Here is a 12,300-nt window from a genome sequence, read left to right on the forward strand (position 1 = left end):
AAATGAGCGGACCAGAACATCTCGACTGGCTGTTCGCCCGGCAGCGCTTCGGGGTGCGGCCAGGCCTGGAACGGGTCCACGCCCTTCTCGCGGCGCTGGGTCGCCCTCAGGACCGGTTCCGGGCCATCCTGGTCGGCGGCACCAACGGCAAGGGCAGTACGGCCGCCACCCTCGCGTCGGTCCTGAGGGCCGCCGGGGAGCGCACCGGCCTGTTCACCAGCCCACATCTGACCCGGTTCAGCGAGCGCTTCGTGGTGGATGGACAGGAGCTGCCTGCCGGGCAGGTGCTGGCGGCGCTGGGCCGGGTGCGCCCGCTGGCCGAGACCTACGAGGCGTCTTTTTTCGAGGTGGTCACGGCGCTAGGCTGCCTGCTCTTTGCGGAGGCCGAAGTCCAGACGGCCGTGATGGAGGTGGGTCTGGGAGGACGGCTCGACGCGACCAATGCCCTTGACCCGGTGCTGAGCCTCCTGACGAACGTGGGCCTGGACCACACGGCGATTCTGGGCGACACGGTCCAGGCCATCGCTGCCGAGAAGGCGGGCATCCTGCGGGCCGGGCGACCTGCGCTGACAGGTGCGTCGCCGGACCTGTGGCCGGTGTTGGACGGAGCGGGCGCAGAACTCTGGGCTGCTGCTCGCGAATGGCACTGGGAAGCGGAGTCGCTGGGCTGGGAAGGGCACGCCGTCGAAATCCAGACCCCGGCTGGCGACCTCAGCTTCCGGACGCCGCTGCTGGGGCGCCATGGCGCAGGCAACGCTGCGCTGGCGGCGGCGGCGGCCCTGCGGCTGGGTCTTCCGGCCGGAGCGGTCCGGGAGGGCGCCGCCGGAACCCGTTGGCCCGGGCGTCTGGAACGCCTGCCCTGGCGGGGCGGTCAGGTGCTGCTCGATGGGGCGCACAATCCGGACGGCGCGCAGGCTGTGGCCGCTGCCCTGGCCGATTTGGGGACCGGCCCCCTGCCTCTGATCTTCGGCGCCGCTGAGGACAAGGACCTGGAGGGGGTGGCGGCGGCCCTGCGGCCCCTGGCCTCCCGCGTCATCCTGACCCGCGCGGCCCTCAGTCCGCGCGCCGCCGAGCCGCACACACTGGCGCGGCTGTTCCCCGGCTTGCCCCTGACATTGACGCGGACGCCCGAGGAGGCGCTTGGGGCCCTGCCGCCCGGGGCGCAGGCGCTGGCCTGCGGAAGCCTGTACCTCGTCGGTGAATTGCGCCCCTTGCTGCTGGGTGAGGTGGGCGAGGCGCGGGAGCGCTGGCAGTGAGGGTCTAGACGGCCTGACGCTGCTCGGCGCGGCTGACGAGATAGGCGCGCGTGGCGCCCAGCCAGACCTGCACGAGGTCGGCGCGGGGGTGTTGGCGCTGGAGCATGGCCTGCATGCCGTTGTCGAGGTGGCGCTCGACACGCCGCACCGCATTCAGCCCCCCCTCGTTCTCGGTCTCGATCAGGGTATTCAGGACGGTCGTCGAGTGGACATAGCCGGCCCGGATGCTGCCGGCGATCTGATCCAGTGCGCGCATGAATCTGGCTCCTTCCGGCCGCCATGGGCCGCGAGGTCTACAGGAGAATGTGGCTATACAGAGAAAATCCCTAACTGGTTACGATGCTAGCAGAGCTGTCGGGGGGTCTGCAAGAAGTCTGGGCCCCTATTCTGTCTTGACCGTATCCGGGGGCGGTGTTACACTCCAACCAAGGGTGCCCGATTCTGCCTTGAAGCAAACGCATCCCCAGGCAGCAAGCCGAGTCTCTGACGTGTGCGAGGGCATACGCGGGGCGCGGTGAAGCCACGCCGCAGCCCGGGAGGTGAATATATGAAACTGCACGAACGACTCCGTGAACTGCGCAGCGAACGCGGGCTGCGGCTCAAGGACGTGGCGGAGGTGGCCGACATCAGCGTGCCCTACCTCAGCGATCTGGAACGTGGGCGGACCAATCCCAGCCTGGAAACGCTCCAGACACTCGCCGGGGCCTACAGCATCACGGTTCACGACCTGCTCGAAGGGGTCGAGTTCTACGGAGCTTCGACCGAAGGCGCGCTCCCCAAGGGCCTCGCCGACCTGATCGCCGACCCCACCCTGGGGCCGCAGATCACGCCCGACTGGGTCCGCACCCTGTCGCGCATCGAACTGCGCGGCAAGCGCCCGCGCGACAAGCAGGACTGGTACGAGATCTACCTGCATCTCAAACGCATCCTCAACTGAGGCGCGTTTTCCAACAGAGCAGGCCCGGCATGTCATCTGCCGGGCCTGTTTCGCCGTGGAGCGGCCGCTAGCGGGGCAGCCGCGTCAGGAGGAGCGTCCCTGCTCCCCAGGCCCCGCCGACCACCGCCAGCGTGAAGGCCAGGGGCGGCAGACTCAGGCTGGCGGCAAAGGCGCTCAGGCCCAGCAGCGCCCCGACCGCGTCGGGGACCGGCAGCCGGACACGGTGGGCCAGGGCGCGCCCGAGGTCATACAGGCTGACGCTCAGACCGGTGGCGACCAGCAGGGCGGCGAGGGCCACCGCCAGCAGGGCCGGGCCCAGCAGCCCCGCCAGCCCCAGCACCGCCGCCGGGCCGGCGAGGAGGGCCAACATCAGTACGCCCATCGCCAGGGTCCGCATGGGGGCGTGCCGCTGCCGCCGGGCCAGGCCCGGAGCCAACCCGGCCACGAACAGCAGCAGCAGCGCGCCGCCGGTCAGGACCACGAACACCTGTGGCCACGCGGCGGCCCCCAGCCAGCCCAGCACCGGCCGGAAGGCGGCGGCGGTCGCCAGCCCCAGGCCGGTGGGCGGCGCGGTCTGCAGGGCGCTGCGGTCGCCGGGCGCGTGGCCCAGCAGCGCGTTGACCCGGCCGTCCACCTGCGCCCCCGGGGCCTGATACACGTCGCCCAGCAGGGTGATGACCTCGCCGCCCACCTGCGCCTTTTCGCCCAGGCGGACGTCGCCGCCGATGGCGATGACGTTACCGCTGACCGTTCCGCTGACGGTCACGCTGCGCCCGATGCTCAGGCCGCCGTCGCCTCCGGCCACGTGGTACAGCGCGGGCAGCGCCAGCACCGCCGACAGCGCGAAGGCGCCCGCCCCGGCGCGCTGCACCGTTGGCACCGGTTTCCAGGCCACCAGGACGCTGGTGAGCAGCAGCAGGGCCAGCCCTATCCCCGCCAACGGCGACACCTGTTCGAGCAGGGTCCTGAGCACCACGGCCCCTGCCGCGAGGTTGGGCCACGCGGTGCTCAGGGTCATCAGGACAAGGCCCACCAGCAACGCCCCGACCAGCAGCAGGGGAGCGGGGTTCGGCGCCGGGGCCAGCACCCCCAGGGCGGCTGGGGTCATGGTCGTGGGGATGACCAGCACGGGGCGCGTCGGAGCCGGCTCTGGGGGCGGGAACGCGACCATCCGGGCCATGACCGCCGGAGTCACGCTGCGGGGGAGAGGGGGACGGGACAGGGCGCCCAGGACCGAGGCCCCCTGGATGTCGGTCAGGGTGGCCGCAGCGACCGAGCGGGCCGGGGGCGGTGGCGCGAGCTGACGCGCCAGACGCAGCTCGGACAGCACCGCCTCGGCCACCGGGCGCGGCGCGGGGGGAGGGGCCAGCCAGCGCGCCGCCGCGATATCGGTCAGGACGGCCGGAGCCACGCTGCGTTCGGGAGGCGGTGGGACCAGCAGGCGGCCCAGCGTCAGGTCGCGCACGGCGGCGTCGGCCACCGAGCGGGGCAGGGAAGGCGGAGCCAGTAATCGCGCCGCCTTCAGGTCGGACACGGCGGCCTGCGCGACGCTGCGCGGCAGGGCTGGACGTTCCAGGCCGCGCAGCGTCGCGGTGACGTGGCGCAGCGCCGCGCGGTCTGCCTGGACCTCTGGCGGGGCGGCGGCAAGCCGGGCAACGTCGGGCCCGCTCAGGTCCTGGTCGGCTTCCCGGTGCAGGGCCGCGCGCAGGTCGTCGCCCAGGCGCTCCCAGTGTTCACCCGAGTTGTGCTCTCCCTGACCCATACGTTTCCTCTACGTTGAAACGACAGCCAGAGTTCCCGGACCTGTCTAGAGGGCAGGCCCGGACTCAAGGGTCGCTCAGGAGATGGGCTGGCCCTGCCGGTCCTCGGCCCGGTAGTCTCCACTCTTGCCGCCGGTTTTGGACAGCAGGCGCAGCCCGGTGATCTCGATGGCCTTGCTGGCCGCCTTGAGCATGTCGTACACGTTCAGGGCCGCCACGCTCGCCGCCGTCAGGGCCTCCATCTCGACGCCGGTCGGGGCAGTGGTCTTCACGGTCGCCGCGATCCGCACCCCGGCCGCCTCCAGCGTGACCTGCACGTCGGCGCCCGTGACCGGAATGGGGTGGCACAGCAGGATCAGGTCGGCGGTGCGCTTGCTGCCGGCCAGACCGGCCAGACGGGCCACCGTCAGCGGGTCGCCTTTGGGGTTGGTGCCCGCCTCCAGCGCGGCGCGGGCCTCTGGGGGCAGGACGACCCAGGCCTCGGCCGTTGCCGTGCGGGTGGTCGCGGCCTTGTCGGTCACGTCGACCATGCGCGGCTGGCCGTCACGGAAGTGGGTCAGTTCGGGGGCGTTCTCGGGGGAGGGGGCAGCGGCGCTCAAGGCTCAATCTTCCGGCAGGTCGAGGCCACGCAGGGTGGCGAAGGGGTTCTGGCGGGCGTGGGTGCTGCCCTCGGGGGTGCCCAGATCGGTGTCGATGGCCTCGACAGGCACCGCCGCGCTGTGCTCGCACGGCCCCTCGTTGAGGTCGTGGCCGCACACCTGACACAGGCCCTTGCAGGCCTCGTCGTGCAGCACGCTCAAAGGCGCCCCCAGCAGCGTGGTCTCGGCGAGGTAGGCGCTCAGGTCGAGGTTGGGGTCGCCGAAGACGAGCACGTCCTCGCCGCTCTCGGCTTCTTCCAGGTACGGTTCGGTGGCGGCGGGGTCGTAGCGCATCAGGGTGCCGAGCGTGAGCTCCAGCGGCACCTCCACGTCGCGCAGGCAGCGGGCGCATTCCATGATCAGGGTCGGCTCGAAGCTGCCCTGAAGGTACATCTCGTCGCCGCCCAGCGCGTTGACGTCGATATCGAAGGGGGCCGGCTCGGCGAAGCGCAGGGTCTGCGTCTCCTTGCCCTGCTGGTAGGTGAGGTGGTCAAGTTCGCCGTCCACGTGCGCTTCGTCCGTAGACGACCGCAGCAGCGAACCGAGGTGAATGTGGGGCTGATCGCTCATCCCCTCAGGATACGGTGTGGGGGCCAGGGACACCGGAAAACGCTCACCTTGCGCTAGGCGTCCTGGCCTAGTCGGCAGGATGGGCGCGCAGCCACGCCAGCACGTCGGCGGCGTTGCGCTCCGGCGGAAAGACCGGATAGAAGACGTGCTCGACGCGGCCTCCGCGTACGATCAGCGTGACCCGGCGCAGCAGCGTCATGCCGTCTGCCGTGAAGGTCGGCAGCCGCAGCGCCCGCCCGAAGGTCAGCGCCTCGTCCGAGAGCAGGGTGAAGGGGAGGTGCAGCCGCCCGGCCGCCTCCCGCTGGTAGGCCGTGTCCTGGGTACTCAGGCCATAGACCCGCGCGCCCGCCGCCCGCAGCTCGGCGTGGTGGTCGCGGAAGGCGCAGCTCTGGGGGGTGCAGCCCCGCGCGCCGGGAATCACGTCCCAGTCCGTCGGCAGCGGCAGCCCCGGCTCGCCTGTGCGGGGGTAGACGTACAGCACGGTACGCCCCGGCAGCCCGGAGAGGTCGTGTGCCTGTCCGTCGGTGCCCGGCAGCGTCAGGGAGGGCAGCGGCAGGCCCGGTAGGTGGTCGCACGCCCCGTCGTCGGTGGGGACGGGGAGGTCGGCCGGGAGACGGTGCAGGTCGGTCACCTCCCCAGCGTAAGGGATAGCCGCTGCGCCCTCACTCTTCCGGCGGATGTCCGGCGGATGGTCAGCGGGCAGACTGAGGCCAGGAATGCCCCGTGCTGATATGCCCGCCCTCTGGTGGACTGCCAGTCTGCCCGCCCTGGCCCTGCTCGCTGCGGGGCTGGGCTGGGTCCTGATCGGCCAGCCGGTGCAGGAGGCGGCGCGGCTCCGGGAGGAGGCGAAGGCCCGGACCGAGGGAGCGGTACTCGTCGAGGCCTGTCTGGCCGACCTGCGCCGCCAGTACGGCAACGCGCCCCCGCTGTCACGAGCGGAGGCGCAGAGGTTGCAGTGGTCGGACCCCGGACCGCGGGGCGAGAAGGCCTGGACCCTCTGGGGAACGCTCCGGCACGGGCAGGAGCGCGGAATCTTCGACTGCGACGGCGTTCGGGAGGCGGACGGGCAACTCAGGGTGACCTATGCCTTCGGGTCGCCGTGGTGGACCCCACCGCCCGACTGACGCCTACTCGTCGTCCTTGCCGCCCTTCTTGTCGCGCTTGTACGGCCCCTTCTCGTTCCACTTGAGCCGCACCGGAATGCCCGCGAGCGCGAGGTCCTCACGGATGCGGTTTTGCAGGAAGCCCTCGTAGGCGCGCGTCACGAACTCGGCGCGGTTGCAGAAGATGGCGAAGGTGGGCGGGGCCGTCTCCACCTGGGTCATGAAGTACATCTTGAGCTTCTTGCCGTGGAAGTTCGGGACGGCCTGGCGCATCTGCCAGACTTCCAGCCAGCGGTTGAGTTCGCTCGTCGGAATGCGCGACTGCCACTTCTCATGCAGCTTCATCGCCTCGGCCAGCATGTCGTGGATGCCGTACTCGTTGATGGCGCTCGTGTACACCTTGGGGGCGTACATGATGTGGTGGAGTTTCTGGTTGAGGTCCTTCTCGGCACGCTTGAGCTCGGTGTCGGGTACGAGGTCCCACTTGTTGACCACCACGATGACCGGCTTGCCGCTCTCGTAGGCGAGGTTGGCGAGCTTGAGTTCGTGGTCGCCCAGGTCGCCCGCGTTCACGACGAGCCAGATCAGGTCGCTGCGGGCGATGGCCGCCTGCGAGCGCTGGATGGCGTAGTCCTCGATGGCGGTGTCGGGCTTCTTGCGGATGCCCGCCGTGTCCACGAGCACGAACCGCTGCCCGCCGTAGTCCCACTCCACGTCCAGCGAGTCGCGGGTGGTGCCGGGCTGGTCGGCCACGATGGAGCGCTCGGACTGCGTGATGGCGTTCAGCAGGCTGGACTTGCCCACGTTGGGCCGTCCGATGAGCGAGATGCGGATGGGCGCGATTTCCGGCACGTCCTCGTCGTCGGTGGGCAGGTGGGTCATCACCCGGTCCATCAGGGTGTCCAGGCCGCGCGCGTGCTCGGCGCTGATGGCGACCGGCTCGCCGAAGCCCAGGCCCCACAGCTCGGCGAGGTAGACCTCGTGCTTCTGGCTGTCGATCTTATTGGCGACCACGATGACCGGCTTGCCCAGGCGGCGCAGCCACTCGGCCACCTCGTAGTCGGCCGCCGAGAGGCCCTCGCGCGGGTCGAGCACGAAGATCACGGCCTGCGCGCCTTCCATGGCCCACTCGGCCTTCTCGCGGATGGCCTGTTCCCACTCGTCCCCGCTCCACAGGCCCCCCGTATCGATCAGCGAGATGCGGTGGTTGTGGTAGAGCATCAGCCCTTCCTTGGCGTCGCGGGTGACGCCGGGGAAGTCGGCCACGACGGCTTCGCGCCGGCCGATGAGGCGGTTGAACAGGCTGGACTTGCCGACGTTGGGTCGGCCCACGATGGCGACTTTCTGCATGTTGAACGCTCCTTTACGGTGCCGGAGCCGGGCCGCGTCCGCCCGCTCCGCCGAAAACGCCTCCCGTCAGGGTAAAGGCCGTCACGGTGACGGCCGGGGCACAGACTTCCCAGTATAGCGAATGAAGAATCGGCAAAAGAGACGGCCCACCCCGGCGTGTGCATAGGCCAGGGGCAGGCTGCCCGAGAGAATCCGCCGGCTCCGGGCGGTTCCTCGGGCTCGGCCTGCATGGTTTTGACTTTCCGTGTATCCGGCGCTATAGTTTTCAGCATCACCGCCCGAGAGGCGGATTTTTCATTTTGCTCTGCCGGAGAGGCCGGAGTTCAGGAGCCATTGTATACCTCCCCGATACGCCCGTCTCGAAAAAAGCTGTGCCACACGGCGTCCGGGGGTCGCAACGACTTGACTTGACCTGCCCTGTATAGGGCGCTATAGTTCTTCTATCACCGTCCGGAAGGGCGGATTTTTCGTTTCCGCCCCTGGCCACTCAGTCCAGGCCGTGCAGGGCGCGGTAGTCGGCCAGTGGCCACGCGCGGCCCCCGCCCTGGCGGTACGACTGCACCCGGCCGTTCTCGCCCCGCTGAAAGTGGAAGGGTTCGCCCACCGAGCCGAAACCGGCTTCCGGCGAGGTCGCCAGGGTCAGGTCGTCCAGCACGGTCAGTTCGGACAGGGTGGCCTCCGGGTCGCCGGACGGATAGAGCGACACCAGCCGTCCGCCCAGGTCCACGAGGTCGGTCAGGCCCCACAGGCCCGCGTAGCGCCCGGTAAAACGGTCCAGGGCCACGCCGGGCGCATCTGCCTGCGCCTTGGTGGGCGCGCGCTGCGCGAGGTCGATCAGGCGCACGAGGTTGGTCGCCCACTCGGTCGAGGGAGCCCCCAGCGCGTTGCTGAGGACCGAGACCGCCAGGCCCGTGCGCGGGTCGAGCCACGACTGCGTGATGTGGCCGGGAAAGCCGCCCGAGTGCCCGACCAGCGTGCGCCCGCCGACCTCGGTCAGGATCAGACCCAGGCCGTAGCCGCGCGGAGAGGGCTTGGTCAGTCGCGTTTCCTCCCGGCCCATCAGGCGCTTGGAGGCGTCCGAGAGCAGCGTGCCCTCGCCGTAGGCGTGCGCCGCCCAGAAGCGGGTGAGGTCCTCGGCAGTGCCGTAGAAGCCGGTCGCGGCGGCCAGCGCCCGCGTGTCCGAGGAGGGCAGGGGCCGCCGCTCGTCGCGGGCCGCGAGGCGGGCGCTGTGGCCGGTCGCCAGCTCGTTTTCGCGCTCGGCAGGCAGCTCCGGCCCCAGGTTCTCCAGGCCCAGCGGTCCAGTGAGGTGCTCGGCCACGTAGTCGGGATAGCTCCGGCCGCTCGCCGCCTCGACGATCAGGCCCAGCAGGCCGTAGCCCATGTTTGAATACTTGAAGTGCTCGTTGGGGCCGTACACCGCCTCGGCGCGGCAGAAGTCCAGCAGGGTTTCGCGGTCGGGGAAGGCGGCGAGCTGCTGCCAGTAGTCGCTGTCGGCCCCGTCGCGGTTGATGCCCGACTGGTGGCCCAGCAGTTCGCGCACCGTATAGCCCGCCGCCGGACTGCCCGCCAGTTCGGGCAGCCAGCGGCCCGCCGGATCGTCGAGGCGCAGCCTGCCGGCCTCCAGCAGCTGGAAGATGGCCGTCGCCGTGAAGGATTTGGAGTGCGAGGCGATGCGGAAGAGGTGCCGGGTCGTCAGGGCCTCGCCGGTGCGCGCGTTCGCCTGCCCGAGCGCGAAGGAGGCGGCCAGCTCGGTGCCCACCCGCACGGCGACCTGCACGCCGGGCACCCCGGCATGGTCGCGCTGGAACTCCAGCCAGGACTCGAAGTAGGGCGCGAGGTGCCGCACGGTCTGGAGCAGGGTCATGGCAGGAGGGTAGCGTGCCCGCACAGGCACAGGCGGCGAAGGCCGAAGCCCCCGCCGCCTGTGCCGTTCAGGTGGGTCTGTTCAGGACTTCAGAACGCCGTGTCGAGGGCCGCGAGCGCCGCCGCCGGATCGGTGATGCCTGCCTGCGCCATGTCGGGACGGCCGCCGCCCTTGCCACCGCCCGCCGCCGCGAGCTTGCCGATGAGCTGCCCGGCGTGCGCGCCGCGCCCCACGGCGGCCTTGGTCGCCTTGACCACCAGGCCCTTGTCGGTGGCGAGCACGACGATGTCGGCGCCGCTCGTGTCGAGGAGCTTGTCGGCCGCGCCGCGCAGTTCGCCCGCCTCGACGCCCGAGAGCTTGAGTGCCGCGACCTGGAAGCCGCCGAGATCGCGCGTCTGGGCCGCCGCGCCGCCCCCGCCCATCTGGGCCTCGGCGAGCTGGCGGCGCAGGGCGACCGCTTCCTTCTCGGCGGCCTTGAGGCCCGCCTGGAGGCCCGAGACGCGCCCTTCCAGGCCCTCGGGGTTGGTGTTGAGCAGCCCGGCCACGCGCGCCGCGCTGTCCAGGCGACCGCGCAGCCACGCGGTCGCGGCCTCGCCCGCCAGCGCCTCGATGCGGCGCACGCCGGCAGCCACGTTCTCGTCACTGAGGATCACGAAGGCGCCGATGTCGCCGGTGCGGTTCACGTGCGCGCCGCCGCACAGCTCCATGCTGGCGACCGCCTGGCCCTCGTAGCTCACGTTGCCGCCGACCGTCACCACGCGCACGGTGTCGCCGTACTTCTCGCCGAACAGGGCCGTGGCCCCGGCCGCGCGGGCGTCGGCGATGGGCATCTCCTGCCAGCTCACGGGGAAGTTGGCGCTGACCCAGCGGCCGACCAGGGTCTCGACGCTGGCGATCTCGGCGGCGCTCAGGGCGGCCCCGTGCGAGAAGTCGAAGCGCAGGCGGTCGGGCGCGACGAGCGACCCGGCCTGCCGTACCCCGTCGCCCAGCACGGCCCGCAGCGCCGCGTGCAGCAGGTGGGTGGCGGTGTGGTGGCGCTCGGTGGCCTGGCGCTCGCCCGACACCACGGCGCGCACGGCCGTGCCCTCGCGCAGTTCGCCCGCCTCGACCATCACGTCGTGCAGGAACACGCCCTGCGGGGTCTTCTTGGTGTCGCGCACGACGGCCGTGCCGCCTTGCCCGTCCGGGCCGGTCCATTCCAGGCGGCCGGTGTCGCCTACCTCGCCGCCGCCCTCGCCGTAGAAGGGCGTGCGTGAGAGGACCACGGTCGCCTCGCTGCCCGCCGCCAGCGCGTCCAGGCGCTCGCCCGCGCCGACCACGGCCAGCACCTCGGCCTGGGTGTCCAGTTCGTCATAGCCGACGAACGGGGTGGGCGAGAGGCCGTCAAAGGCGCTCTGGTTGCCGCCGAACAGTTCGGACTTGCCGTACTTGCTGCCTGCACGCGCGGTTTCCTGGGCCTTTTCCAGGCTCTCGGCGTAGCCGGCCTCGTCCACGGTGACGCCGTACTCCTCGGCGATTTCCTTGGTCAGGTCCACCGGGAAGCCGTAGGTGTCGTACAGCACGAAGGCGTCCTCGCCGGAAAGGGTCGTGCCCTTCTCCATCGTGCCCAGCAGGCCGCCGAGGCGCTGGATGCCGCCTTCGAGCGTCTTGAGGAAGCGCTCCTCCTCGGCCTTCACGGCGGCCTCGACGCGCGCCGCGTTCTCGCGCAGTTCGGGGTAGGCGCCGCCCATCTTCTCGACCACGATGGGCACGAGGGTATGCAGCGCCGGCTCGCGCAGGCCCAGCAGGTAGGCGTGGCGGCTGGCGCGGCGCAGGATCTTGCGGGCGGTGTAGCCGCGCCCGGTGTTGCTCAGGGCGGTGCCGTCGGCGATGACCATGCTCACCGAGCGGATGTGCTCGGCGACCACGCGGTGCGAGACGTTCTGCGGCCCCTCGTAGGGCTGGCCCGACAGCTCGGCGACCTTGGCGACGATCGGCGCGAACACGTCGTTGCTGTAGAAGTCGTACACGTCCTGCACGACGGTGGCGATGCGCTCCAGGCCCATGCCGGTGTCGATGTTCTTGAAGGGCAGGTCCTTCAGGACGGGCGTGCCGTCGGGCAGCGGCTCCTGGCGGTCGTACTGGGGGAACACGCAGTTCCAGATTTCCAGGAAACGGGCGCTCTCGCGGGTATCGGCATACTCGGCCCAGGTGTCGTCCCCGTAGGCCGGGCCACGGTCGTAGAAGATCTCGCTGCACGGGCCGCAGGGGCCGTTGGGGCCTTCCTTGGGCGCGTCGGCGGGCCAGAAGTTCTCGTCGGCCCCGAAGCGCAGGATGCGGTCGGCGCTCAGGCCGTTTTCCCCGGTCCAGATCTGAAAGGCTTCCTCGTCGTCCTGGTAGATGGTGGCGTACAGGCGCGACTTGTCCAGGCCCATCCACTCGGGGCTGGTCAGGAATTCCCAGGCCCAGGTCAGGGCCTCGCGCTTGAAGTAGTCGCCGAAAGAAAAGTTCCCCAGCATTTCCAGCAGCGAGCAGTGGCGCAGGGTGCGGCCCACGTTCTCGATGTCGCCGATGCGCAGGCACTTCTGGGCGGTGGTCACGCGCCTGCTGTCGCCGTAGCCGGGGAAGCTGGCCGGCGCGCCCATGAACTGCTCCTTGAAGGGCTGCATGCCCGCCACGGTGAAGAGGGTGGTGGGGTCGGGCGCGACGGTGCTGTGCGAGGGCAGGCGCAGGTGCCCCTTGCTCTCGAAGAACTGCAGGAACTTCTCGCGAATGTCGGCGGTGGACAGCGGCGCGGTCATAACGGGTAGTCTAGCGCGGCGGTGTGCCGGCCAAAGCGGCGG

Annotated in this window: 11 protein-coding genes; 3 read left to right on the top strand and 8 right to left on the bottom strand. The window is 70.8% G+C overall.

The genetic code is table 11. From position 1 onward, the window contains the following. Positions 1 to 2 precede the first annotated feature (2 nt). The gene (locus DGO_RS01560; protein ID WP_043800531.1) at positions 3 to 1,256 is read left to right on the top strand and encodes a bifunctional folylpolyglutamate synthase/dihydrofolate synthase; all 1,254 of its coding nucleotides are present in this window, start codon (positions 3 to 5) and stop codon (positions 1,254 to 1,256) included. Between the two features lie 4 nt (positions 1,257 to 1,260). On the opposite strand, the gene DGO_RS01565 is transcribed toward DGO_RS01560, so the two are convergent. Then, positions 1,261 to 1,512: a hypothetical protein gene (locus DGO_RS01565; RefSeq protein ID WP_014683719.1), complete on the bottom strand. Its 252-nt coding sequence runs from the start codon at positions 1,510 to 1,512 to the stop codon at positions 1,261 to 1,263. A 291-nt stretch (positions 1,513 to 1,803) separates the two neighbouring features. On the opposite strand from DGO_RS01565, the gene DGO_RS01570 reads away from it, so the two are divergent. Further along, entirely contained in the window at positions 1,804 to 2,193 is a 390-nt protein-coding gene (locus DGO_RS01570; RefSeq protein WP_014683720.1) for a helix-turn-helix domain-containing protein, read from the top strand. 67 nt (positions 2,194 to 2,260) lie between these two features. On the opposite strand, the gene DGO_RS01575 is transcribed toward DGO_RS01570, so the two are convergent. The 4 genes from DGO_RS01575 to DGO_RS01590 form a co-directional block, all read right to left on the bottom strand. Then, positions 2,261 to 3,955, bottom strand: a complete 1,695-nt coding sequence (locus DGO_RS01575) for a polymer-forming cytoskeletal protein (protein WP_043800534.1) — start codon at positions 3,953 to 3,955, stop codon at positions 2,261 to 2,263. Between the two features lie 75 nt (positions 3,956 to 4,030). Beyond that, on the bottom strand, positions 4,031 to 4,483 hold the full coding sequence (gene moaC, locus DGO_RS01580) for a cyclic pyranopterin monophosphate synthase MoaC (protein ID WP_050920852.1): 453 nt from the start codon (positions 4,481 to 4,483) through the stop codon (positions 4,031 to 4,033). Positions 4,484 to 4,555: 72 nt separating this feature from the next. After that, a complete protein-coding gene (locus DGO_RS01585; RefSeq protein WP_014683723.1) occupies positions 4,556 to 5,161 on the bottom strand; it encodes a YceD family protein in 606 nt (201 codons plus the stop codon). Positions 5,162 to 5,228: 67 nt separating this feature from the next. Continuing rightward, entirely contained in the window at positions 5,229 to 5,792 is a 564-nt protein-coding gene (locus DGO_RS01590) for a peroxiredoxin (protein ID WP_043800536.1), read from the bottom strand. Positions 5,793 to 5,877: 85 nt separating this feature from the next. On the opposite strand from DGO_RS01590, the gene DGO_RS01595 reads away from it, so the two are divergent. After that, positions 5,878 to 6,285, top strand: a complete 408-nt coding sequence (locus DGO_RS01595; protein WP_014683725.1) for a hypothetical protein — start codon at positions 5,878 to 5,880, stop codon at positions 6,283 to 6,285. 3 nt (positions 6,286 to 6,288) lie between these two features. Here DGO_RS01595 and der read toward each other — a convergent pair whose 3' ends face one another. From der to alaS, 3 genes are all read right to left on the bottom strand, one after another. Then, positions 6,289 to 7,614: a ribosome biogenesis GTPase Der gene (gene der / locus DGO_RS01600; RefSeq protein ID WP_014683726.1), complete on the bottom strand. Its 1,326-nt coding sequence runs from the start codon at positions 7,612 to 7,614 to the stop codon at positions 6,289 to 6,291. 487 nt (positions 7,615 to 8,101) lie between these two features. Next, positions 8,102 to 9,478: a serine hydrolase domain-containing protein gene (locus DGO_RS01605; protein ID WP_043800544.1), complete on the bottom strand. Its 1,377-nt coding sequence runs from the start codon at positions 9,476 to 9,478 to the stop codon at positions 8,102 to 8,104. An 89-nt stretch (positions 9,479 to 9,567) separates the two neighbouring features. Next, positions 9,568 to 12,258 (bottom strand): alanine--tRNA ligase, encoded by a 2,691-nt coding sequence (gene alaS / locus DGO_RS01610; protein ID WP_014683728.1) that lies wholly within the window; start codon positions 12,256 to 12,258, stop codon positions 9,568 to 9,570. Positions 12,259 to 12,300: the final 42 nt, after the last annotated feature.

This window comes from Deinococcus gobiensis I-0, assembly GCF_000252445.1.
GTDB lineage: Bacteria > Deinococcota > Deinococci > Deinococcales > Deinococcaceae > Deinococcus > Deinococcus gobiensis.